Origin of the sequence: Nocardia pseudovaccinii (assembly GCF_050942345.1) — a bacterium.
In the GTDB taxonomy this organism is placed as follows: Bacteria; Actinomycetota; Actinomycetes; order Mycobacteriales; family Mycobacteriaceae; genus Nocardia; species Nocardia pseudovaccinii.
Map to the genome: position 1 here is coordinate 7,282,755 of NZ_CP192074.1, position 23,272 is coordinate 7,306,026.

A 23,272-nucleotide genomic window follows, 5' to 3' on the forward strand; every position below is an offset into this window, starting at 1 on the left:
GCGGCGGATTGATACGGTGCTGCCGTGTCGGATCGCTCATCTACCAGCAGCCGCGCGCACCGCATCCTCGTGCTCGGCGGCGCGCGATCCGGTAAGTCGGCATTCGCCGAAGTGTTGGCGGCCGAGGGCGGCCCGGTGCGCTATATCGCCACCGCGATTCCCGATCCGGCAGATCTCGACTTCGCCGAGCGCATCGCCCGCCACCGCGACCGCAGGCCCGCGGACTGGACGGTCCTCGAAAGCGCTGATCCGGCAACGGTTCTCACCGCCGCTCCCCCGGCCGGAACCACACTGATCGACGATATCGGGACCTGGCTCACCGCCCGCATCGACGCGCGCGAGGCCTGGGATGCCCCGCGCGGCACCATCGCCTCGGACACGGACGCCTTGGTCGCCGCCGTCAGTGCCTACCTCGGCCGCTTGGTGATCGTGACCCCCGAGGTAGGTATGGGCGTCATCCCCGCCACCCGCTCCGGCCGCCTTTTCCGCGACGAGATCGGGACCCTCAACCAGCGCCTCGCGCAAACCTGCGATGAAGCCTTCTTAATTGTCGCCGGGCTTCCCCTCCGCTTGAAATAGGACGGCACGGCAGCCGCGATGACGTCGCGACCTCGGCCAACTGCAGGGCACCGCGGTCCAATGCGGTGCAGGCATCTGCCGCGGCGACCACGCACTGCGGATCACCCGTGAGAGCTGGCACCTAACGGGTGTCGCATGGCGTCATGCGGAGGCCGAGTGGACCCGCAAGCACGCGGACGAGGCATCAGGTAGGGCCTAGGTGGTGCAGTCCACCTGAAATACGAGCGCACCGCCACGGCGATCAGGTCGCGTCACCAGCGGGAGCCACGCTCTGTGTGGTGTCGCGCCAGCCGTGCAGGATGCACCGTGCAGACCGTCGGGTCCGACCGCAAGCACGCGGGACGAGGCATCAGGTAGGGCACGGGTGGTGCAGTCCGCCTGAAATAGGGCCGCACGGCCGCGGCGATCAGGTCGCGTCACCAGCGGGAGCCGCGCCCTACGGGGTGTCGCGCCAGCCGTGCACACCGCGCCGTCGGACCGTCCGGTCCGACAGCGAGCACGCGGGACGAGGCATCAGGTGCGGGGTGGGTGGTGCGGACCGGCGGGTGTGGCGGCAAGATTGGGCCCGGTATGGACTGCGCGGTGTAGGAATGAACTGCCCCGACCCGGAAAGGCTCGATAGTGACAGACGGATTCGGACCGGTTGTGCCACCCGATGCGGGGGTTCGGGCGGCGGCGGAGCAGCGGCAGGCGCAGCTGACCAAACCCGGTGGGGCGCTCGGGCGGCTCGAGACACTCGGCAATTGGGTGTCGGCGTGTCAAGGTGTGTGCCCGCCGAAGCAGTTCGAGCGGGCGCGGGTAGTGGTGTTCGCCGGAGATCACGGCATTGCGCGCCACGGCGTTTCGGCCTATCCGAGTGAGGTGACCGCGCAGATGGTCGCCAATTTCCTCGGCGGTGGTGCGGCGGTGAATACGCTGGCCGCAGTGGCGGGTGCGAGCGTGCGGGTCGTCGATATTTCCGTCGACGCCGATACCGATCCACAGGTCGCCAAGCACAAGGTGCGGCGCTCTAGCGGGGCGATCGATCGCGAAGACGCGCTCAGCGAGGACGAGATCCATGCCGCGCTCGCCGCAGGCAAGGCGATCGCCGACGACGAGATCGATGCGGGCGCCGACCTGCTCATCGCGGGCGATATGGGCATCGGCAATACGACACCCGCCACCGTCCTCATCGCGACGCTCACCGATACCGAACCCATCGCCGCTGTCGGCCGGGGCACCGGCGTGGACGATGCGGGCTGGATCCGCAAGGTCGCCGCGATCCGCGATGCCATGCGCCGCGCCCGCCCGGTCGCCAAGGATCCGGTCGAACTGCTGCGGGTAGCCGCGGGCGCCGACTTCGCCGCCCTGGCGGGATTCCTCGCGCAGGCCGCGACCCGACGGACTCCGGTCATCCTCGACGGCGTAGTCGTCACCGCGGCCGCCCTGGTCGCCGAGGACCTGGCCGCCGGTGCCAGCGCCTGGTGGCTCGCGGGCCACCGCTCCACCGAACCCGCACACACCCTCGCCCTGCGCCACCTCCGCCTCGAGCCCCTACTCGACCTGGACATGCGCCTCGGCGAAGGATCCGGCGCCCTGACCGCCCTCCCCGTCCTCCGCGCCGCCGTAGCCGCCCTCGCCGAAATGGCCACCTTCGCCGAAGCCGGTGTGAGCACAGCCGATTCGGCCGCCGAAGCCGAAGCCGAAGCCGAAGCCGAAGCCGAAGCCGAAGCCGAAGCCGAAGCCGGGACCAGCATCGCCGCCGAAGCGACCGCGCAACCGGACTTGCGGAAGTAGACCTTGGCTGCCCGCGCCTCCAGCGACGAGCGAAACTCGCACCTCGGACCAGCGGACCGCGCTCTCGGTCGGAAGCACCGCGACGACCGCCATCATCAGCAGACGATCCCGTTCTGCAGGATCCCGGCCGCTAGCGGAAACACACGCATCGAGCGACATGCGGACCTGGCACTCCGAGCCGACGGAACGCTCGGCATGAACGGTGCGCGGCGTACGGCGGGCGCGAGGGCAGTTTCGCTGCGTGGATCCGACGATGACGAGGGTCGAGCGATTACAGGTCGGCAAATATGAACGGTGTGCGGCTTGCGGTGTCGTGGCTGACGGTGCTGCCGGTGCGGGGGCCGGAGCGTGTCGATCGGAGCGCGGCGGGGCGGGCGATTGCGTTGGCGCCGTTGGTGGGCGTGGGACTCGGGGCGGCCGGGGTCGGGTTGCTGTGGGTGCTGGTGTGGGGTGGGGCGAGCGCGGCGGTCGCGGGGCTGGTGGTGGTTGCCGGGTTGGCGCTCAGCACTCGGGGGATGCATCTGGATGGGTTGGCCGACACGGTGGACGGGCTGGGGTCCTATGGTTCGCCCGAGCGGGCCAGGGAGATATCGAAGAGTGGTGACACGGGGCCGTTCGGGGTGGCGGCAATTGTGTTCGCCGTTGGGATCCAAGCGTTTTCGTTCGCCGCGCTGGCCCAGGCCGAGCGTTGGTTCGCGGTGCTGCTCGCGGTGGCCGTCGGCCGAGTGGTGGTGGTCCTCGCATGTCGGCGCGGCACCGCCGCTGCTCCCGGCACCGGCTTCGGCGCTTTGGTCGCCGGGACCCAGCACCCGATCACCATCGCACTCTGGTCCGCACTCGCCGTTGCCGCGGGCATACTCGCCGTCCCGGAACACCGCTGGCTCGGCCCCGCCGTTGTCCTTGTCGCCCTGGGCATTTCAGCCCTACTGATTCGACACAGCACGCACCGCTTCGGCGGCCTCTCCGGCGACATCCTCGGCGCGACACTCGAGATATCCGTCGCCATCACCGCTGCCGGACTGACCCTGGGCGCCTGAGTCGGCCAACGCCCACCAAGCACAAGCGAATACCTGAATTACGATGCCGCCCCGGACGTTTCGGCCTCTGTCATTGCACACTTCACCCACCTTCGGCGGCAAAACCGGCGATATCCGCAGCGTCACACTAGAGATATCCGTGCCATCACCGCCGCAGGACTGGCCTCGGGCACTTGACTCGGCCGACTCGTGCCAGCAACGTCTTACCGTGCCGCCCTGGATATTTCGGTGATCGCGATCCCGTACATCGCCCCGAACGCAGTGCCGAGGTGTGCGGACTCGGCGGAAAGGTGAACGCTCGGGCCCAAACGGCGGCGATATTCACTCGCATCGGGCCAGCGCCACCACCACCGCAGCTTCGTCGGTCCGCTTATCACGCACACGAGGATGTCGGCACTCGCATGCGGACGTACTGCCGCGCCGAGATAGCTGGCACGGTGCGCGCATTGTCTGGGTCAGGCAATACAGTGGACGGTATGTCCTCCGAGCGTCTGTATTTTCGTCAACTGCTGTCCGGTCGAGATTTTGCCGTGGGTGATCCGATCGCGACGCAGATGCGAAATTTCGCGTACCTGATCGGCGATCGGGAGACCGGCGAGTGTGTGGTGGTGGATCCGGCGTATGCGGCGGGCGATCTGGTGGATATCGCCGAGGCGGACGGGCTGCGGCTGACCGGGGTGCTCGCCACCCATCACCACCCGGACCATGTCGGCGGCACCATGCTGGGATTCACCCTGCGCGGGGTGCGGGAGCTGCTCGAAAAGACGAGCGTTCCGGTGCACGTCAATGCCGAGGAACTGTCCTGGGTCGCCGATGTCACCGGCATCGCGCCCAGCGAACTCACCGGACACGAGCACTGCGACAAGGTCAGCGTCGGCGCCTTCGATATCGAGCTGCTGCACACCCCCGGCCACACCCCCGGCAGCCAGTGCTTCCTGTTCGACAATCGCCTCATCGCGGGCGACACCCTGTTCATCGACGGCTGCGGCCGCACCGACTTCCCCGGCGGCGACTCCGACGCCATGTTCCGTAGCCTGCGCTACCTAGCCGACCTATCGGGCGACCCGGTCGTCTACCCCGGTCACTGGTATTCCCAGGACCCCTCCGCCACCCTCTCCACCGTCAAGGACGCCAACTACGTCATGCGCCCGCAAACCCTGGAGGAATGGCGCACCTTCATGCCCAGCTGAACCACGAAGGGCACACGGCTGCGGCGTTCACGAGACTGCCGCAGTCACATGCCGCGCATCCACCCGTGGATATCGGCGAAGGTGCCGCGCTGGATCCCGGTGAGGGTGTCACGCAGCGCCATGGTGACCTCGCCCGGTTCACCACCGCCGACGGCGAACTCACCATCGGCGGAACGAACCCAGCCGACGGGTGTGATCACGGCGGCGGTGCCGCAGGCGAAAACCTCGGTGATCTCACCGGATTCGGCGCCCTTGCGCCACTCCTCCACCGAAACCTTGCGCTCCTCGACCACATAGCCCGAATCGGCGGCGAGGGTGAGCAGCGAATCGCGGGTGATGCCCGGCAACAGCGATCCGGACAGTTCCGGGGTGACCAGCCGCGCCTCGGAACCGGAGCCGAAGACGAAGAACAGGTTGTTGGTACCCATCTCCTCGACATAGCGGCGCTCACAGGCATCGAGCCAGACGACCTGATCGCAGCCCTTCTCGGAGGCCTGCGCCTGCGCCAGCAGCGAGGCCGCGTAGTTGCCTGCGACCTTCGCCTCACCGGTACCGCCCGGTGCGGCTCGCACGTATTCGGTCGACAGCCAGACCCGCACCGGTTTCACACCGCGCGGGAAGTACGCGCCCGCAGGCGATCCCAACAGCAGGTATTTGTAGGCGGAGGCGGGCTTCACGCCGAGCCCGGCCTCGGTGGCGAACATGAACGGCCGCAGGTACAGCGACTCCTCACCACCGGCCGCGGGCACCCAGCCGCCGTCGACCTCGAGCAACTGACGCACGGATTCGATGAATAGTTCCTCGGGCAGTTCCGCCATCGCCATCCGGCGCGCGGACTTGCGGAAGCGCGTCGCATTCGCGTCGATGCGGAAGCAGGAGACGCTGCCGTCGTTCTGCCGGTAGGCCTTCAGACCCTCGAAGATGGCCTGGCCGTAGTGGAACACCATCGTCGCCGGATCCATCGCCAACGGCCCGTACGGCTCGACCCTGGCATTGCCCCAGCCTTCGCCCTCGGTGTAGTCGATGGAGACCATATGGTCGGTGAAGAAGCGTCCGAAGCCCGGTGCCGCCAGAATCTCCTGTACCCGCTGCGCCGGGGTGGGCGCGGGATGCGGAACATGGGTGAACTGTGCGGCAACGGTCATGAGGCAGATCCTATCGGGCGCGATTTCGCCGCGGTGCGAGTGTCGGCGCGCCGCGAATGTCCCAGCGTCACCTGCCGACATCCGCAGTGCACAGCGAGACGCCGACTACTTGGTTTTCGTGTCGACGAACGGCGGACGCACGACCTCGCAGCGCAGGCGGCGGCCGCGCACGTCGACCTCGACCTGCGCGCCGGGTTCGAGGCCCGCCTCGGTATCGAGCAGGGCGAGGGCGATACCGATCTGCAGCGACGGCGAGAAGGTACCGGAGGTGGTTTCGCCGACGGGTGCACCGGCACGCAGCACGGCCTGGCCCTGGCGCAGTACACCTCGATCAAGTGCCTTCAGCCCCAACAGGATTCGACGCGGACCGGTCGACTTCTCCTGCTCCAGTGCGGCTTTACCCCAGAACTCGGCCTTCTTCCACCCGATCGCCCACCCGCAGCGCGCCTGCACGGGCGAAATCTCCAGCGACAGTTCATGTCCGTGCAGCGGATAACCCATTTCGGTGCGCAACGTATCGCGGGCGCCGAGCCCGGCGGGCTGCCCATCGTGCGCGCGGACCTGCTCGACGAGCGCGCGGAACAGCGGCTCGGCATCGGCCCACCGCGGCAACAGTTCGTAACCGTGTTCGCCGGTGTATCCGGTGCGACAGACCCGAATCCGGCGGCCGTCCCATTCGGCGTCCGCGTAGGCCATGTACTCCATATCGGTCGGCAGCCCGAGCGCGGTGAGCACCTCCGTCGAGCGCGGTCCCTGCACCGCGAACACCCCGTACTCGCGGTGCTCGTCGGTGACCGTGATGCCGTCCGGCGCGACCTTCTGCAGTTCCGCGACCACCGCGGCCGTGTTGGCGGCATTGGGCACCAGGAAGATCTCGTCATCGCTGACGTAATACGCGATCAGATCGTCGATCACACCACCGTCGGGCGCGCAGCACAGCGTGTACTGCGCCTTGCCCGGCCGGATCCGACCGAGGTCGTTGGTGAGCGTCGAGTTCACGAAATCCGCCGCGCCCGCGCCGCGGACAGTGGCCTTGCCGAGGTGACTCACATCGAAGAGGCCGACGGTCGTGCGAACCGCCTGATGTTCGCCGACCGTCCCCGCGTATGACACCGGCATTTCCCATCCGCCGAACGGTGCGAACTTCGCCCCGAGTTCGACGTGGACACCATGGATCGGGCCTTGCAGCAGGTTCGCATCGGTCACCGGCCGAGCTTAGCCCGGCGGTGGCGTCGCGATGCGCGACCCGGAGCAGACCGAATAGCCTGTGCTCATGACCGCTGTTGCAGATCGCTCGCTCGGACCGGAACTGGACCTGGTCGACACCATCAGCGCCGACACCGATGTGTTGGTGATCGGCCTGGTGTCCGGTGACGACGGCCCGACGATCGCCACACTGGAGGACGAATTCGTCGACAACATCCTCGCCCCGGAGGTCCGCGCGGCGCTGCAGGAACAGCTGCGCGCCGTCGGCGCGAAGGGTAAGGCCGAGGAGCTCACACGGATTCCCGCCCCCGTCGGCCTCGATGTGAAGAGCGTGCTCGCCGTCGGACTCGGCGCCGCGGACAAGATCGATGCCGAACAGATCCGCCGCTCGGCCGGTGTCGCGGGACGTGCGCTGACCGGTGTCGGCCGGGCCGTGACGACGCTGTCGGGCCTCGAGGGCGGCATCGGCCCGACCGCCGAAGGGTTCTTCCTCGGCGCGTACACCTTCACCGCGTTCAAATCCGACAGTGCCGACGGCAAGCCGGACGAGCAGCCGGTGCGCAAAGTCGAACTCCTGGTCGGCGATCCCAGCGTGTCCTACCGCAAGGGCTTCAGCCACGACTGGGTGATCGCCGAATCCATCGCCACCGCACGCGATTTCGTCAACACTCCGCCGAGTCACCTGTACCCGGCCGAATTCGCCACCCGCGCGAAGGCTTTGGCCGAGGCGGCGGGTCTGCGGGTGGAGGTGCTCGACGAGCAGGCGCTGGCCGACGGCGGCTACGGCGGCGTGCTCGGCGTCGGCAAAGGCTCTTCGCGCCAGCCGCGCCTGGTACGCCTGACCTACAACGGCGGCGCCAAGAAGATCGCGCTCATCGGCAAGGGCATCACCTTCGACACCGGCGGCATCTCCATCAAGCCCGCCGCGAATATGGAGAATATGACCTCCGATATGGCGGGCGCCGCCGCGGTCATCGCCGCGACCATCGCCACCGCCAAGCTGGAACTGCCGGTCACCGTGATCGCGACCGTGCCGATGGCCGAGAACATGCCGTCGGCCACCGCGCAGCGCCCCGGCGATGTGCTCACCCAGTACGGCGGTAAGACCGTCGAGGTGCTGAACACCGATGCCGAGGGCCGCCTGATCCTGGCCGACGCCATCGTGCGGGCGGGCGAGGACGATCCGGAGTACCTCATCGACGTCGCCACCCTCACCGGCGCGCAGATGGTCGCGCTCGGCACCCGCACCCCCGGCGTGATGGGCACCGACGATTTCCGCGACCGCGTCGCGCGGCTGTCGCGGCTGGCCGGTGAAAACGGCTGGGCCATGCCGCTGCCCGCCGAACTGCGCGCCGATCTGAACTCCAAGGTCGCCGATCTGGCGAATGTCGCATCGCACCGCTGGGGCGGCATGCTCTCGGCCGCGATTTTCCTCAAGGAGTTCGTCCCGGAGGGTGTGCAGTGGGCGCATCTGGACGTCGCGGGTCCGGCCTACAACACCGGCGGCCCGTTCGGCTACATCGGCAAGGGCGGCACCGGGGTTCCGGTCCGCACCCTGGTCTCGGTGATCGAGGACATCGCGCACGAGGACGCGACGGAGTAATCGAATGCCGGTGCGGCGTCCGGATTCCCGGGCGTCGCACCCGGCGGGCCGCGAACAAATTGAACGAAAGTCCTACAAATCGCCCAATTCGCGTTCCAGCGCCCGCTGGCGCTCGATCCGCTTGCGGGCGTCGTAGTCGCGCATCCGTTGCGGATAACCGGTCTTGCGGACGTCGTAAACGGGAATCCGCAAATCTCCGGCTAGCCGCTGCGCGCCGCGCTCGCCGACGACGCGACGAGTCCATTCGCCATCGGCGGCGACCAATACGACAGTGACATCGGTCACGGTTGTCTTGGGCTCCACGTAGCCCTCCACCCCGGTATGGGTACGTACCCACTCGGCGAGATAGCGCGCATCATCGCCGCTACCCGAACCCGCACGTAAAGCCCTGCCTCCCCGGGCCGCGCCGCCTCGGAAACGATCCAGCAAACCCAACGACGCCGACCTCCTTCCACCGGTGACCGAGTGCTCGGCATCGGTCATTCCATCTTGCCAGCCCTGTGTAGTTCGCTGCCCTGTGCTACACGTCTCGCGGGCGAGTGCAAGGATGGATCGCGGTACAAGAACCACACAGATCTCCGGTGCCACGCACAATGATCGGTGGCTTTCGGACACCCATCGCGACCCGCGGTGGGTGTTCGCAGTGAGATCAACTGTTGTAGAACCCGTCGAGCAGTCAGAGGAGTCAACGGACATGGCCTTCTCCGTCCAGATGCCGGCTCTTGGTGAGAGCGTCACCGAGGGAACGGTGACCAGGTGGCTGAAGCAGGAAGGAGACACGGTCGAGGTCGACGAGCCACTGCTCGAGGTCTCCACCGATAAGGTCGACACCGAGATCCCGTCGCCAGCGGCGGGTGTGTTGTCGAAGATCGTCGCCGCCGAGGATGACGTCGTCGAGGTCGGCGGTGAGCTCGGCGTGATCAGCGAAGCCGGCGAAGCGCCCGCGCCCGCCGCCGCACCCGCACCTGAAGCCGCGCCTGCACCCGCCCCCGCACCGGAGCCGGAACCGGCCCCCGCGCCGGCCGCCGCCGCTGCGGCCCCCGCCCCCGCGGCTCCTGCCGCCCCCGCCCCGGCCGCCGCGTCGGGCACCCCGGTCAAGATGCCGGAACTCGGTGAGTCGGTCACCGAGGGCACCGTCACCCGCTGGCTCAAGCAGGTCGGTGACCAGGTCGCCGTCGACGAGCCGCTACTCGAGGTCTCCACCGATAAGGTCGACACCGAGATCCCCTCGCCCGTCGCGGGCACCCTGCTGGAAATCTCCGCGCAGGAAGACGATGTCGTCGCCGTGGGTGGACAGCTCGGCGTGATCGGCAGCGGCGCCCCCGCGGCCGCCGCACCAGCACCCGCCGCCCCCGCACCGGCCCCGGCAGCCCCGGCTCCCGCACCGGCTCCGGCTCCCGCGGCCGCCGCTCCGGCACCTGCCCCGGCTCCCAAGCCTGCTCCGGCGCCGGCCGCCACGGCTCCGGCGCCGACCCCGGACACCTCCGGCAACGGCGCGACCCCGTACGTCACCCCGCTGGTCCGCAAGCTGGCCGAGGAGAACGGCGTCAACCTCGCCACCGTCACCGGTTCCGGTGTCGGCGGACGCATCCGCAAGCAGGATGTGCTCGCCGCCGTCGAGGCCAAGAAGGCACCGGCTCCGGCCGCAGCCGCCCCCGCGGCGGCCGCACCGGCTGCGAAGGCGCCCGCCCCCGCGGCCCCGTCGCAGCTGGCGCACCTGCGCGGCACCGTGCAGAAGGCGAGCCGCATCCGCCAGATCACCGCCACCAAGACCCGGGAATCGCTGCAGACCACCGCGCAGCTGACCCAGGTGCACGAGGCGGATGTCACCAAGATCGCGGCGCTGCGCAGCCAGGCCAAGGCCGCGTTCAAGGACCGCGAGGGCGTCAACCTGACGTTCCTGCCGTTCTTCGCCAAGGCGGTCGTCGAGGCGCTCGGCGTGCACCCGAATGTGAACGCCAGCTACGACGAGTCCACCAAGGAGATCACCTACCACGCCTCGGTGCACCTCGGCATCGCCGTCGACACCGAGCAGGGTCTGCTGTCCCCGGTGATCCACAACGCCAGCGACCTGTCGCTGGCCGGACTGGCCCGCGCCATCGCCGATATCGCCAACCGCGCCCGCACCGGCGGCCTCAAGCCGGACGAGCTGGCCGGTGGCACCTTCACCATCACCAATATCGGCAGCCAGGGCGCGCTGTTCGACACCCCGATCCTGGTTCCGCCGCAGGCGGGCATGCTCGGCACGGGTGCGATCGTCAAGCGTCCGGTGGTGGTCACCGATGAGACCGGCAACGAGTCCATCGGCGTTCGGTCCATGTGCTACCTGCCACTCACCTACGATCACCGCCTCATCGACGGTGCCGACGCCGGTCGCTTCCTGACCACGATCCGGCACCGGCTCGAGGAAGCGGCGTTCGAGGCGGACCTCGGTCTCTAGTCGGAAAGGGTCGTCTGTCGCGTATGAAAGTGGTGATCGCCGGTTCGTCCGGGCTGATCGGGACGGCACTCGTCGCGGCGCTGCGCCGCGAGGGGCACGAAGTCGCCAGATTGGTACGCCGTTCACCCAACGCGCCGGACGAACACCGCTGGGATCCCGCTCGCGCCGATCTGGACGAGCGGGCCCTGCGGGGCGCCGACGCACTGGTCAACCTCTGCGGGGCGAGCATCGGACGACGGCGCTGGAACGGCAGCTACAAACAGGAGCTGCGTGACAGTCGGCTCACCCCGACCGATGTCCTGGCCAATGCGGTCGCCGCCGCTGGTGTGCCGGTGCTGGTGAATGCCAGCGGCGTGCACTACTACGGCGGCGCCACCGGCAACCGCGTGGTCGACGAAACCACCCCCGCGGGAACGGGTTTCCTCGCCACCCTCTGCCGGGATTGGGAGGCCGCGACCAAACCCGCCGTCGACGCGGGCGTGCGCACGGTGCTGCTGCGCAGTGCCGTGGTGCTGTCCCATCACGGTGGCATGCTCAGCATGCTGCAGCCGCTGTATTCGCTCGGCCTCGGCGGGCGACTCGGCAATGGACGGCAGTACACGCCGTGGATCTCGATGGCCGACGAGATCGGCGCGATCATCTTCGCGCTCACCCACGACAGCATTGCCGGGCCGATCAATTCCGTCGGTCCGGCACCGGTCACCAATGCCGAATTCAATCGGGCACTGGGTCGTGTGCTGCACCGACCGACTCCATTCGTGGTGCCCGCGTTCGCATTACGCGCGCTGATCGGCGAATTCGCCGAAGAGGCGATCCTGAACGGGCCGCGCGCGATTCCGACGGCACTGGAGCAGGCGGGGTATCCGTTCCAGCACCAGACGATCGGCGCGGCGCTGGCGGCCGCCCTCGGCCACGACGACGACCGCTGACGCCGCATCCGAAGACCCCATGGAGTAGATCGATGACCGAGCTGGACACCCGACCCGCCACCGTCATCCGTGACGCGCGCGCGGGCGATCTGCCCGAGATCCTGGTCATCCACAACACGAATATCGCCACCTCCACTGCCATCTGGGATCACGAGCTGGTCGATCTCGACGACAGGCGCGCCTGGTTCCGCGACCGCACCGCCGCCGGGCTGCCGATTCTGGTCGCCGATATCGGCGGCGAGGTCGCCGGTTACGCCAGCTACGGCCCATGGCGGACCCGATCGGGTTACCGCTTCACCGTGGAGAATTCGGTCTACGTCGCCGAGCGTTTCCACCGCCGCGGAATTGCGAGTGCCCTGCTCACCGAGCTGATCGAGCGTGCCCGCCAAGCGGGTACCGTGCACGCCATGGTCGCTGCCATCGAATCCGGCAATACCGGTTCGATCGCGCTGCACGAGCGATTCGATTTCCGCACGGTCGGGGAACTGCCGGAAGTGGGCCGCAAATTCGGTCGCTGGATGGATCTGACGCTGATGCAGCTGACGCTGCCGGTCGAGGGCGACTGAGCCGCACGGACGAGTGCACCCACTTGCACCGATGCCAAACCTGGCAACCCTGTGGCATCGCCCACATCGGGTTGGTTTATCGAATCGACACACTCGGCGTACCGTCGAGGACGTGAACGACACGCGCACCACCTGGTCCGCCAGATTCGATACGACCCCGATCGTGGTCGAGGATCTCGGACTCATCGATTACCACAGCGCCTGGGAGATGCAGCGATCGATCGCCGCGCAGCGGGCCGCCGGGGAGGGCTCCGACCATCTGCTCTTGCTGGAGCACCCGTCGGTCTATACCGCTGGTCGCCGCACCGAGGCCGAGGATCTGCCGATCGACGGCAGCCCGGTGGTGCAGGTCGATCGCGGCGGCAAGATCACTTGGCACGGTCCGGGCCAACTGGTCGGCTACCCGATCGTGCGGCTCGCCGAGCCGGTGGATGTCGTGCACTACGTGCGCAGGCTGGAAGAAGCGCTGATCACCGTCTGCACCGGCCTCGGCCTGGATTGCGGGCGAGTCGAGGGCCGCTCGGGTGTCTGGCTGGCCGCGACCGAGCTCTATTCCGAGCGCAAGGTCGCCCAGATCGGCGTGCGGGTGCAACAGGGCGTTGCGCTGCACGGCATCTCGCTCAACTGCAATTCCGCGCTCGACGGCTTCCAGGCGATCGTCCCGTGCGGCATCCGCGACGCCGGTGTCACCACGCTGACGCGCGAACTCGGTCGCGAGGTCACGGTGGCCGAAGTCAAGCCGCTCGTCGCCGATGCGATCACCCGCGCGCTCAATGGCGAGCTCCCGGTGACCGCACGCGACATCGTCCGCGCCGCACCGGCCGTGGAGTCCGCGAAAGCCGAATGAGTCGGCAGCTGTCGCGTTGCCCGGAACAGTGACGGACTGCATCCGACGGCGGCGCACGGCAGGCGTAAGGTCGATCGAGTGACCTCAGCTTCAGCACCGGCAGGACGCAAACTGCTACGCATCGAGGCGCGCAACGCGGAGACCCCGATCGAGCGCAAGCCTCAATGGATTCGGACCCGAGCCAAGATGGGCCCCGAGTACACCGAACTCAAGGGCCTGGTGAAACGCGAAGGCCTGCACACGGTGTGCGAGGAGGCGGGTTGTCCCAACATCTTCGAATGCTGGGAAGACCGTGAGGCCACCTTCCTCATCGGCGGCGAACAGTGCACCCGCCGTTGCGACTTCTGCCAGATCGACACCGGCAAACCCGCCGCACTCGATCGCGACGAGCCGCGCCGGGTCGCCGAAAGCGTCCAGGCGATGGGCCTGCGCTACTCCACCATCACCGGCGTCGCGCGCGACGATCTCGACGATGGTGGCGCCTGGCTCTACGCCGAAACCGTCCGCGCCATCAAGGCTTTGAACCCGAACACCGGCGTCGAACTGCTCATCCCGGACTTCAACGCGGTCCCCGAGCAGTTGGCCGAGGTCTTCTCGTCACGCCCTGAGGTGCTCGCGCACAACCTGGAGACGGTGCCGCGCATCTTCAAGCGGATCCGCCCGGCGTTCCGCTACGAGCGCTCCCTCGCCGTGCTGACCGCCGCCCGGGAAGACGGCCTGGTCACCAAGTCGAACCTGATCCTCGGCATGGGCGAAACCCCTGAGGAAGTCACCCAGGCCATGCGCGACCTGCACGAGGCCGGTTGCGACATCCTCACCATCACCCAATACCTACGGCCCTCGCCGCGCCACCATCCGGTGGACCGCTGGGTCAAGCCGGAGGAATTCGTCGAGCACTCGCGCATGGCCGAGGAAATCGGGTTCGCCGGTGTCATGGCCGGGCCGCTGGTCCGCTCCTCGTACCGCGCGGGCCGCCTCTACGCCCAGGCAATGGCCCACCACGGTCGCGAAATCTCGCCTGCCATGGCACATCTCGCAGCGGAGGGCACCGCCGCACAGGAGGCCAGCTCCGTATTGGCCCGCTTCGGCGGCTAGTCGATCAACATCCCGGCTGGAACGGGAAGCACCGCGGTTCGGGCTGAGCCGGAGCCTGCGGTGCCACCGGGGCAGCTGGTTCGGTACTCGGCACGGGGCGCGGCTGAACGGCGCTACCGCGCTCGTTCACACCCGCGGAAACCAGGATCCAGATCGTGCCGATGACGACCGCGACGATCAGCAAGGTCGCGAGGTGTTGCGGTAGGCCGGGGATGAGCTCGAGTCCTTTCGCCAGTGCGGTCGACGTACGCGTGCGTACTGCGGACACCCGTCGGCGAGCCGAATCCTGGTTCGACCGCTCGGCGGCGGGCGGGGCCGTCTGCCGCGGGGTTGTCGGCCGCATGGGTTCCGGCTCAGCCTGTGGTGGAGTCGGCATCGATTGCGGGTCGGAGTCGACCCACGACGACCACGCGTCGGCGTCGGGCGACGACGGCGGTGCCGACCGCGCCTGAACGGCATCGACAGCGGCGATCGGTTCCGGCTCTGCCGGTGGCACGGATACGTGCCCCGCATCCGAGCGAACCGCAAGCCGCGAGCGTTGCGCACCCCTCGCCTGAGCCCTGGCGATATCGGCTGCGAGCCATGGCGGGTACGGAGCCGAGGGAGGCGGCTGCAGTCCGGCGGATACTGTCCCCGTATTCCCTATCGCGGACGAAACGGACTGCGGCCCATCGTGCTTCGACAGTGATACCGCTCCGACCAGCGCCGTCGAGTTGTCCACCGTCGTTGTCGAATGATCGTCGACAAGAACTTCGGTGATATCGGAAGGCCGCGGCAGGGCCGACTCGAACCGTGGTTCGGAGAGCCCATCCGCATCCGGCTGTCCGGCAGCCACACTCGAGCTGCCGACCGGCGCAGCGATAGCACTGAGCGGAGCAGACGCGCGGGCAGCGCCGACCAGCGCCCTGGATTCCGAACGCATACGCCGTCCCGACTCTGACGGAAATCCCTCGGCCGCGAGATCCTCGACGGTGACCACGTGCGACAGGTGAAGCTCGCCGAGTAGCGCATGCACCTGCTCCGCGGTCCAGATCAGCTTCCGATTAGCCGTCCGATGAAACCAAGCCCGCAACCCGGCCGACGACCCGAGGACCACACAGTTGCCATGCTCGGACGCTTCGATATCCAGCATGACCGACGCGTCCCGAGGCGGCACAACCACGACCAACCCGTCGACGAAGGCGTCCGGTTGCCGCTTGTGCACCAACTCCTCGAGATCGAGCACATGGCTCGTCGCTCGGTCGAACGGACTGGTGTCGCAATCGCGGACAGGAACCGGATCGCCCTGGAACTCGAGGAGCCGCGAGCGCCCGTCGGTCGGGCCCGAAACCCCGGTAGCCACTTCGGCGGCGGTCTCCTCGGCTTCGATCACGATCATCGCGCGTGGTGTGAACACCACCAGACCCGCCTCCCGCACAGTCTCCCCGGAGTTGCGGTCGGGCCGGTGCCATCCCGAAATAGCAAGCCCCACAATGACATATTGACCGGTCCACGTTCGCATCCAGTCGAGCACGCACTGCTCGGATCGCGTAACCGCCGCCCGTTCGTTGACAACCAGCATCGAGGTCACCCTCCCTCTCGTCCGCGCAGTCGACCCACCAACGGTATTCAGCGCGACCGCCTGACGAAAATTCGAAAGGCACCGTAAGAGTGTGGTTTTGGCGACAAAAGGTGTCACTACACCGGCGTGGCGGCGACAGACGCGCGTGTCGGGGCGGTGCGACACTCGACATGGTCGCCGCCGCTTCGGGCGCGAAATCCCAGCTGCGATGCCCGCGCAACTCCGGCCTGGCCCCTGTCGCTTCGGCTCAGCGGAAATCGACAGAGCCATCGCCGCGGCGATCCTGAACACCGCAAGGTCGGTGTTATCGGTCGGGTGGAGGCCGGATCCCCTGCGGAATCGAGATCTTCTCCCCCGGAGACAGCGTCAAGAGCAGCGGCCGCGGGCGAGCCGCCAATTTCTGGCGAGATGCACCGAGTGGGCGTACACAACCGCCCACTCGAATTTCACTGCCGCACTTGACTTTATCCAACAGCAGCGAGGAGACGGTGCGAGTCAGGTGGTTGCAGAGTGCGCCGCCTGGACGACACCGAGTTGCTGCATCATCCCGAGCGTGTCCCAACATGCCCAGTTTTCGATGATCTTGCCGTCCTGGAAGCGACTGATCGTGATTCCCTGAACGACCGCTGATTTGCCCGTCGGGGACATGCCCATCATCTCGCCGTCGTTGGTACCTGTGCCCGTCCATCGGGTAGTGACGAAATCGCCTTCGGCGATCTGTTCGTTGACCAAGAACCGTTGATCCGAGAACGCGGCGAGATACATCTGCACGAGCTTTTTGAAGCCGTCGGGGCCATGGACCTCAGCGAACGGGTTCTGTGGATCGTGGTTGATGCAGTCAGCCGCGATCACCTCGTCGAATACATCGAGGTCTCGCGCGTTCCATGCGTCGAAGATGCGCTTGGCGGTGGCCTTGTTCTGCTCTGACATGGCGCTTTCCCTTCGATTGATAGTGCCGAACCGGCGGCGGCCATAGTCTCTACAGGCAGCATTCGCGGTGCCCGGCATGGAGTGTGGTTCGGAGCGCGGCCGCGATGCCAGCGGCGGATCCAGGCACCGCGACCCAGTGTGTGGACGCTCTCATCACGGCAGATGCCCGTCCGAATATTGTCGGCGGACATCCAGCTACCCGCCGATAACAATCCCTGAAACCGGTGTACCGCAATCATTGTGCGCCTGTTTCGTACGCGAGGTAAGGGGCAACGGACCTGTCCCGTGCTCGCATGATGTCTACCTGCGGGCGGATACCCCGGCGGTCATGTACGCGCATCACTCACCAGTCCCGCGCAGACTGGTCGGTCGACCGATTTGCCGGTACGGCTCGCGCCATGAGCTGTCGTACCCGATTACGCGCAATAGCCGACCGCACCGTCGCATCGCACGCGTACACCCCGTCTGACCGGATCCTGAACCTCATGTACACGCCGACCCAAACGCAAATGAACACATCGGATCGCCCGATCCGTGCACGCGATGCGACCGCTGGTGGGAAGCTCGAAGGACCGTAAGTGTCGACCGAGAAAGCGAGACACATGGTCGAGAAAGCGAGTGCGTCCGCAGGGACCAACGGTAGAGGTGTGACGGCGCAGCGACCGGAGGACATCCGGAATGTAGTGCTGGTCGGGCACAGCGGGTCCGGTAAGACCACGTTGGTGGAGGCGTTGGCGCTCACGGCGGGCGCGGTGAATCGCGCGGGCCGGGTGGAGGACGGGACGTCACTATCGGATTACGACGAGATCGAACACCGCCAGCACCGATCGGTGCAGCTGTCGGTGGTGCCGATGGTGTGGCACGGGATAAAGATCAATCTGCTGGATACCCCCGGATACGCCGATTTCGTCGGTGAGCTGCGCGCGGGTCTGCGTGCGGCGGATGCGGCCCTGTTCGTCATCTCGGCGGCCGAGGGCGCCGAGGCCGTGAGCGGCGCGACCCGCGCGCTGTGGGAGGAGTGCGCGGCGGTCGGGATGCCGCGGGCCATCGTGATCACCCACCTCGATACCGCACGCGCCGAATTCGACGAGATGACCGAGACCTGTCGACAGGTACTCGGCGGCGGTTCCTCGGAAAACATTCTGCCGCTACATCTTCCGGTGTACGGGCCGAAGAGTCCGGACGGTCATCGCCCGGTGACCGGACTGGTCGAGCTGCTGCCGCACTGCATCGCGGACTACTCCTCCGGCGAGGAGGTCCAGTGCGAACCATCCGCCGATCAGCTGCCGCTGCTCGACGAGGCGCGCAACCGGCTGATCGAGGGCATCATCGCCGAGAGCGAAGACGAAACCCTGATGGAGCGCTATCTCGGCGGCGAGGAGATCGAGCTGGCCGCGCTGGTCGAGGACCTCGAACGCGCGGTCGCCCGGGGCAGCTTCCATCCCGTCCTGTTCGGCGCGCCCGCCCCGGAAGGGGCCAAACAAGGCCTGGGCACCATCGAACTGCTGGAGCTGATCACCGGCGGATTTCCCACACCGTCGGAACATGCGGTCTCGGCGGTCAACACCTCCGACGGCGCGGCACCGACACCGTTGCACTGCGATCCGGACGGCACGTTGGCCGCCGAGGTGATCCGCACCGCCTCGGATCCGTACGTCGGCCGGGTCTCGCTGGTCCGCGTATTCTCCGGCACCCTGCGACCCGACGACACCGTGCACGTCTGCGGTCACGGCTTGGAGGACCGCGGCCACGAAAGCCACGATGTGGACGAGCGCATCGGCGCCATCACCGCACCGTTCGGCAAACAGCAGCGCCCACTGGGCCAGGCCATCGCCGGTGATATCGCCTACGTCACCAAACTGAGCCACGCGGAAACCGGCGATACCCTGTCCGGCACCGCCGCACCGCTGCTGATCGAACCATGGCAGATGCCGGATCCCCTGCTGCCCATCGCCATTCAGGCACGCAGCAAGGCGGATGAGGACAAGCTCTCCAGTGGCCTGGCCCGGCTGGCGGCCGAGGATCCCGCGATCCGGCTGGAACAGAACCCCGACACCCACCAGATCGTGCTGTGGTGTCTGGGCGAGGCGCACCGCGATGTCGCGCTGGAGCGGTTGCGCACCAGGTTCGGCGTGCAGGTCGACGTGATCGACCACAAGGTCGCGCTGCGAGAAACATTCGCGGGCAAGGCAACCGGTAAGGGCAGGCACGTCAAACAGTCGGGCGGGCACGGACAATACGCGGTCTGCGAGATCGAAGTGGAACCGCTGCCCGGCGGTTCTGGCATCGAATTCGTCGACCGGGTGGTCGGCGGGGTCGTACCGCGACAATTCATTCCGTCGGTGGAGAAGGGTGTCCGCGCCCAGGCCACGCGCGGCGTGGCGGCCGGATACCCGCTGGTCGATATGCGCGTGACCCTCTTCGACGGCAAGGCGCATTCGGTCGATTCCTCAGATGCCGCATTCCAGACAGCGGGCGCGCTCGCGTTGCGCGAGGCCGCGGCCGCCGCCGGTATCGACCTGCTCGAACCGATCGCCGAAGTATGGGTGGTGGTAACCGACGACTATGTCGGTCCGGTACTCAGCGATCTGTCCGGACGCCGCGGACGCGTCCTCGGCACCGAACCGCATGGCACCGGCCGCACCCGTATCCACGCCGAGGTGCCCGAACTCGAACTCACCCGCTACGCAATAGATCTGCGCTCCATTTCCCATGGCGCAGGTGATTTCACGCGCTCGTATATCCGGCACGAACCGATGCCGAACGCGCTGGCCGGTTCGGTCCGCGAGCAGGCCAGGAAGTCGGGCTGATACCCAGCACCGCAGGATGTTTCGCTAGCGTCGAAGGAGCCGGGTGAGCAGTCCAGAGCGTTTCGTCGTCGACACCGAGCATTTCGGCAAGATCGTGATCACGCGGACCGACGAAAGAGTGGTCGCCACACCGGTATTCGACGATGCCACTGCCGTGACCATCGAGCGGATCGGTCCGCGCACTCGTCAGCGTGTTCCCATCGGTACGCGAAATGCCAAGCGGCTGCGGGCATCGATCAATGATCGCCCGATCAGGTTGACGGTCGGGCGCGGGCATTTCTACTACCGGTGGACCTATCGCGCGGTCGCCGAGGTCGATGGCAAGATTTTGCGGCTGATGCCGACGGATCTGCACTCCAGCACCTTGATGGTCGGGCAACGGGATCGGGGCGAGCATGTGCTCGGCGAATTCATGTTGACGGGGACGCACCACATCGAGGTTGTCTGGGCATTGCCATTCACCGTGCGCGATCCCGGGGTAACTGTTCGCCAGCCCACCGTGGAGGACGCTCTTATCGCGTACGCGTTGGTCACAGCTTTCGGCACCGGAGGCGTATCGCTATGGGACCTCTTCGAGATGGTGCTCCCGATCTGAACTTCTGCTGTCGCACATAGTGCGAGGAGTTCGCACAGGCTGTTCGTCCGTTGCCAGGATGGTCGTGGGACACATCGTGTGTAGTGAGTACGGGGAGTGGAGTGCGCGATCGTGACTGGTTGTGCGACGGCTCGCAGGTTCGGGCCCGCCCCTTCGGATAAGGAATGGGCCCGAACCGTTCTCGCTAGCTCACCAGGTTCTTCCGAAGTTGTACGAGGGTGCCGCCGTCAAGGCCCAAGCCCTGCGTCAGGAACTTCCCGAAATCGCCATAAGCCTGCTCCATCGCAGCGATCGCGGTATCCAGATACTCGTCGCTGACCACTTGCAGCGGAATCAGCAGATCGGGATTCTGCATCAGCCCCGCCTGCTTCACCTGCTCGCGCAACTTGGCATCCGCCGCGGCCCGATACTGATTCGACAGCAGATAATCCTGCCGCGCAGTCTGTTCAGGCACCCCGACGGCCCGCAACACCACATACGTCAGCCAGCCGGTCCGATCCTTACCTGAGGTGCAGTGGTACAGCGTCGCCCGATCGGTCGCCGCCAGATCCCGAATCGTCTGCCCGAACTTCGCCCGTGAATCATCGGTGAAGAAGCTCCGATACACATTCGCCATGATCTCCTCGGCCTTCCCGTTCCCGAGCAGCTCCTCCTGCTTCTGCGGATCCCGAGACTGAATCGCCGCCAACATCTGCTGGAACAACCCGGTGTCATCAATCGGCCGCGCCACCTTCTGCACCCCCGCAGGCACCTTGTCGACCCCCGCGAACTGAACCTCGGCCGACGTCCGCAGATCAATAACGGCTTTGAGATTCAGGGTTCCCAGCTTCTGCACATCGGAGTCCGTCAACTTCTCCAGCGAATCCGACCGAATAACCTTCCCCGCCTTGACCTTCGCCCCGTCATAAGTCCGATACCCCCCGATATCCCGAACATTGACCGCCCCCTGCAAATCGATCTTCCCGCCGACCGCCGCGACACTCGGCTCAGCCACCGCCGAAGGCTGCACCCCGGTCGCAGTCAACGCCAAAGCCGCCGCAGCAGCACCTATAAGTGAAACAAGTGAAATCCTCATGGCGCGGGACAGTAGAACCCACCCCACCCCTCGTGCGCCGCTTCCCACCGATCCCGCCGCCGTTACCCCACTGACCGGTATTCCCGTGCCGCTCAATGGGATTCAGACTGTTCCTTCGGAACTAAACCCCCTTGCCAGCGAAACCCGAGATCGATTGCAGCAGTGCCGAAGCAGTATATGCCTACTCGAAATTGATTGCACGGCATACTGATTGTTACCACCGGCTACGGCACGTACGTTTCCGACGTCATCGCCTCCCACCGCGCTCGATCGAACTGCTCGCGCGCCCTTCGTAGTTCCTCTAGGGGAATAGGACCGTTGAGCTGCTCGTAATCCGCCGGATACTCATCGAGCGGCGTCGCGCGGAACCTCCGCCGCCGTCCGAAGGGCCTTCGACGGCGCCATCTTTCGTGGCATGCGCCGAACAATCAGCGACTTTCGCCCGGCAATGTCGGCGCTGCGCCCGGCACAACCATCGCGGCTACCCGGCTCCGATCTTGCACCTATGGCGACTCCAAGGCAGCGACTTCTTCGACATGTACATCCGCAGCTTCGAACTGGGAAACCGCTTCGCCCATCATGAATTCACATTCTGGAAGGCGTCTCGGCGGCGAACCTCAAACCCCGAGCGTCAGCTTGATTGCCGTCAGGAACGCGGCCGTGTCGGCGAGGCTGGAAAGGACAACATCCGCCCCGGCGTCGGCGAGTACATCTGCACTGTCACTGCCAGACGCAACAGCGACAACTTTGGCTCCCCCATCAAGGCCAGCGCGTACGTCGCTCTGCGTATCACCGATCAGCACAGTGTTTGCGCGAGCAAACGACGCGCCGTACTTCCGAGCCGCACGACGTTGGGCAACGCCGACCAACTTGGCGCGTACGCGATCATCTGAACCGAATACCCCGATCTCCCAATCCAGGGGCGAACCAGCCAAGCCGAAGGCATCGAGCTTCGTGAACGCGTTGGGCCGAATGTTGCCGGTCAACACAGATTGAACCAAACCATCCACATGAGCGAGGGCATCCAATGCTTCGCGCACACCAGGCAGAACATGGCCTCGCTCTCTGAGATCGTCCTTGCGCGCGAGCAGTGACCGCTCCAATGCATCGAAGATGAGGTCGAGTTCCTCGGGCAGCGAGACGCCGTGGCATGCCGCCAGATCACGCATGATCAGCGCATCAGTACTTCCACCGGTTCGCGGCCGATGCTCGACACCCATTCCGGTCAATAGTTCGAACGCACCGGCATAGGCATCCTTCGACACCCCGCCGTTGGCGATCAGCGTGTTGTCCACATCCCACAGAACGAGCGTCGGTCCCACGCAACGGAGACTACGTGCTTAGGTTGTGGGACTTGTAGAGCAAAGAACAAAGCACCTTCCATGGCAGATCGACCCCGTTCCGAATCCAGGATCGGGCCACTGCGCGGCTCATGAATCGACGAGATACTCGTTGAACTGCAGCCCCAGACGGCAAAGGTGGCCGCAGAGTTGCATTGTCACGCTACCGTCCGTGACCTGCCTAGACTGTCGAGTTGCAGCCCAATATGCCGCTGCGACGCCAAAGCGGCCCGGCCATATCAGCGGCCAGATCGCCGTGACCTCTCTGGTCAACACGGCAATGTGCCGATCAGCGACGGCCTGAGACGACGATCTGGACGGCAACCCTTTTGATGCCTAGGCGTTAACATTCAACCCGAGGGAATTATTTGGATTTGGGCTCGTCGAACATTTTCAACCAAAAGAGAATTCTGGACTCGCCGTAATCCGCCAGAAGTAAGCGAACACCTCCGCTGGCCGGGTACACACCGACCATCCACATGTACTCATCAGGGTAGTTCTCGAGTAACTCCACCAGCTTCTTGGTCATATCGTGCAGATCAGTGCCG

At 66.5% G+C, this 23,272-nt stretch carries 20 protein-coding genes; 12 read left to right on the forward strand and 8 right to left on the reverse strand.

All coding sequences use genetic code 11. The annotated features are described in order from the left end of the window. Positions 1-24: 24 nt before the first annotated feature. The 4 genes from cobU to ACQPZ2_RS32800 all read left to right on the forward strand — a co-directional run bounded on the left by cobU (position 25) and on the right by ACQPZ2_RS32800 (position 4,582). On the forward strand, positions 25-579 hold the full coding sequence (cobU, locus tag ACQPZ2_RS32785; RefSeq protein ID WP_433521969.1) for a bifunctional adenosylcobinamide kinase/adenosylcobinamide-phosphate guanylyltransferase: 555 nt from the start codon (positions 25-27) through the stop codon (positions 577-579). 621 nt (positions 580-1,200) lie between these two features. Next, positions 1,201-2,355: a nicotinate-nucleotide--dimethylbenzimidazole phosphoribosyltransferase gene (cobT, locus tag ACQPZ2_RS32790; protein WP_433521970.1), complete on the forward strand. Its 1,155-nt coding sequence runs from the start codon at positions 1,201-1,203 to the stop codon at positions 2,353-2,355. A 287-nt stretch (positions 2,356-2,642) separates the two neighbouring features. Beyond that, a complete protein-coding gene (locus tag ACQPZ2_RS32795; RefSeq protein ID WP_433521971.1) occupies positions 2,643-3,392 on the forward strand; it encodes an adenosylcobinamide-GDP ribazoletransferase in 750 nt (249 codons plus the stop codon). 476 nt (positions 3,393-3,868) lie between these two features. Next, positions 3,869-4,582, forward strand: coding sequence for an MBL fold metallo-hydrolase (locus tag ACQPZ2_RS32800; RefSeq protein WP_433521972.1), 714 nt, complete (start codon positions 3,869-3,871; stop codon positions 4,580-4,582). A 44-nt stretch (positions 4,583-4,626) separates the two neighbouring features. On the opposite strand, the gene ACQPZ2_RS32805 is transcribed toward ACQPZ2_RS32800, so the two are convergent. Continuing rightward, a complete protein-coding gene (locus ACQPZ2_RS32805; protein WP_433521973.1) occupies positions 4,627-5,727 on the reverse strand; it encodes a branched-chain amino acid aminotransferase in 1,101 nt (366 codons plus the stop codon). Positions 5,728-5,832: 105 nt separating this feature from the next. Next, the gene (gcvT, locus tag ACQPZ2_RS32810) at positions 5,833-6,933 is read right to left on the reverse strand and encodes a glycine cleavage system aminomethyltransferase GcvT (RefSeq protein WP_433521974.1); all 1,101 of its coding nucleotides are present in this window, start codon (positions 6,931-6,933) and stop codon (positions 5,833-5,835) included. A gap of 67 nt (positions 6,934-7,000) precedes the next feature. Here gcvT and ACQPZ2_RS32815 point away from each other — a divergent pair, with 67 nt between their 5' ends. Beyond that, the gene (locus ACQPZ2_RS32815) at positions 7,001-8,536 is read left to right on the forward strand and encodes a leucyl aminopeptidase (RefSeq protein ID WP_433521975.1); all 1,536 of its coding nucleotides are present in this window, start codon (positions 7,001-7,003) and stop codon (positions 8,534-8,536) included. A gap of 72 nt (positions 8,537-8,608) precedes the next feature. Here the strand turns inward: ACQPZ2_RS32815 and ACQPZ2_RS32820 are convergent, their stop codons facing one another. Continuing rightward, positions 8,609-8,971, reverse strand: a complete 363-nt coding sequence (locus ACQPZ2_RS32820) for a hypothetical protein (protein ID WP_063042089.1) — start codon at positions 8,969-8,971, stop codon at positions 8,609-8,611. Between the two features lie 259 nt (positions 8,972-9,230). Between ACQPZ2_RS32820 and sucB the strand changes: the two genes are divergently transcribed. The 5 genes from sucB (at position 9,231) to lipA (ending at position 14,413) form a co-directional block, all read left to right on the forward strand. Then, positions 9,231-10,976 (forward strand): 2-oxoglutarate dehydrogenase, E2 component, dihydrolipoamide succinyltransferase, encoded by a 1,746-nt coding sequence (sucB, locus tag ACQPZ2_RS32825; RefSeq protein WP_433521976.1) that lies wholly within the window; start codon positions 9,231-9,233, stop codon positions 10,974-10,976. 23 nt (positions 10,977-10,999) lie between these two features. Beyond that, positions 11,000-11,905 (forward strand): TIGR01777 family oxidoreductase, encoded by a 906-nt coding sequence (locus tag ACQPZ2_RS32830; RefSeq protein ID WP_433521977.1) that lies wholly within the window; start codon positions 11,000-11,002, stop codon positions 11,903-11,905. Between the two features lie 32 nt (positions 11,906-11,937). Continuing rightward, positions 11,938-12,471: an N-acetyltransferase family protein gene (locus ACQPZ2_RS32835; RefSeq protein ID WP_433521978.1), complete on the forward strand. Its 534-nt coding sequence runs from the start codon at positions 11,938-11,940 to the stop codon at positions 12,469-12,471. 112 nt (positions 12,472-12,583) lie between these two features. Next, entirely contained in the window at positions 12,584-13,318 is a 735-nt protein-coding gene (lipB, locus tag ACQPZ2_RS32840; protein WP_433521979.1) for a lipoyl(octanoyl) transferase LipB, read from the forward strand. A gap of 78 nt (positions 13,319-13,396) precedes the next feature. Further along, positions 13,397-14,413, forward strand: a complete 1,017-nt coding sequence (lipA, locus tag ACQPZ2_RS32845; RefSeq protein WP_433521980.1) for a lipoyl synthase — start codon at positions 13,397-13,399, stop codon at positions 14,411-14,413. A 4-nt stretch (positions 14,414-14,417) separates the two neighbouring features. Here the strand turns inward: lipA and ACQPZ2_RS32850 are convergent, their stop codons facing one another. After that, entirely contained in the window at positions 14,418-15,974 is a 1,557-nt protein-coding gene (locus ACQPZ2_RS32850; protein WP_433521981.1) for a hypothetical protein, read from the reverse strand. A 495-nt stretch (positions 15,975-16,469) separates the two neighbouring features. Then, complete coding sequence (locus ACQPZ2_RS32855) at positions 16,470-16,904, reverse strand: ester cyclase (protein ID WP_063047309.1); 435 nt, start codon at positions 16,902-16,904, stop codon at positions 16,470-16,472. Between the two features lie 602 nt (positions 16,905-17,506). Here ACQPZ2_RS32855 and ACQPZ2_RS32860 point away from each other — a divergent pair. Together ACQPZ2_RS32860 and ACQPZ2_RS32865 are read left to right on the forward strand one after the other, a co-directional pair. After that, positions 17,507-19,714 (forward strand): elongation factor G-like protein EF-G2, encoded by a 2,208-nt coding sequence (locus ACQPZ2_RS32860; RefSeq protein WP_433521982.1) that lies wholly within the window; start codon positions 17,507-17,509, stop codon positions 19,712-19,714. A gap of 43 nt (positions 19,715-19,757) precedes the next feature. Beyond that, positions 19,758-20,309, forward strand: coding sequence for a hypothetical protein (locus ACQPZ2_RS32865; RefSeq protein WP_433521983.1), 552 nt, complete (start codon positions 19,758-19,760; stop codon positions 20,307-20,309). A gap of 184 nt (positions 20,310-20,493) precedes the next feature. Here the strand turns inward: ACQPZ2_RS32865 and ACQPZ2_RS32870 are convergent, their stop codons facing one another. From ACQPZ2_RS32870 to ACQPZ2_RS32880, 3 genes are all read right to left on the reverse strand, one after another. Next, positions 20,494-21,303 carry a tyrosine-protein phosphatase gene (locus ACQPZ2_RS32870; RefSeq protein WP_433521984.1) on the reverse strand — a complete coding sequence of 270 codons (810 nt, stop codon included), beginning with the start codon at positions 21,301-21,303 and terminating at the stop codon, positions 20,494-20,496. A 698-nt stretch (positions 21,304-22,001) separates the two neighbouring features. After that, a complete protein-coding gene (locus tag ACQPZ2_RS32875) occupies positions 22,002-22,706 on the reverse strand; it encodes an HAD family hydrolase (RefSeq protein WP_433521985.1) in 705 nt (234 codons plus the stop codon). A gap of 382 nt (positions 22,707-23,088) precedes the next feature. Further along, entirely contained in the window at positions 23,089-23,253 is a 165-nt protein-coding gene (locus ACQPZ2_RS32880) for a hypothetical protein (protein ID WP_433521986.1), read from the reverse strand. Positions 23,254-23,272: the final 19 nt, after the last annotated feature.

Bases quoted from the DNA above. Each gene is read 5' to 3' on its own strand.
- ACQPZ2_RS32805 (WP_433521973.1), bottom strand. From the start codon at position 5,727: ATGACCGTTGCCGCACAGTTCACCCATGTTCCGCATCCCGCGCCCACC.
- ACQPZ2_RS32795 (WP_433521971.1), top strand. From the start codon at position 2,643: ATGAACGGTGTGCGGCTTGCGGTGTCGTGGCTGACGGTGCTGCCGGTG.
- ACQPZ2_RS32880 (WP_433521986.1), bottom strand. From the start codon at position 23,253: ATGACCAAGAAGCTGGTGGAGTTACTCGAGAACTACCCTGATGAGTAC.
- sucB (WP_433521976.1), top strand. From the start codon at position 9,231: ATGGCCTTCTCCGTCCAGATGCCGGCTCTTGGTGAGAGCGTCACCGAG.
- ACQPZ2_RS32855 (WP_063047309.1), bottom strand. From the start codon at position 16,904: ATGTCAGAGCAGAACAAGGCCACCGCCAAGCGCATCTTCGACGCATGG.
- ACQPZ2_RS32800 (WP_433521972.1), top strand. From the start codon at position 3,869: ATGTCCTCCGAGCGTCTGTATTTTCGTCAACTGCTGTCCGGTCGAGAT.
- ACQPZ2_RS32830 (WP_433521977.1), top strand. From the start codon at position 11,000: ATGAAAGTGGTGATCGCCGGTTCGTCCGGGCTGATCGGGACGGCACTC.
- ACQPZ2_RS32835 (WP_433521978.1), top strand. From the start codon at position 11,938: ATGACCGAGCTGGACACCCGACCCGCCACCGTCATCCGTGACGCGCGC.
- ACQPZ2_RS32860 (WP_433521982.1), top strand. From the start codon at position 17,507: ATGGTCGAGAAAGCGAGTGCGTCCGCAGGGACCAACGGTAGAGGTGTG.
- ACQPZ2_RS32850 (WP_433521981.1), bottom strand. From the start codon at position 15,974: ATGCTGGTTGTCAACGAACGGGCGGCGGTTACGCGATCCGAGCAGTGC.
- ACQPZ2_RS32815 (WP_433521975.1), top strand. From the start codon at position 7,001: ATGACCGCTGTTGCAGATCGCTCGCTCGGACCGGAACTGGACCTGGTC.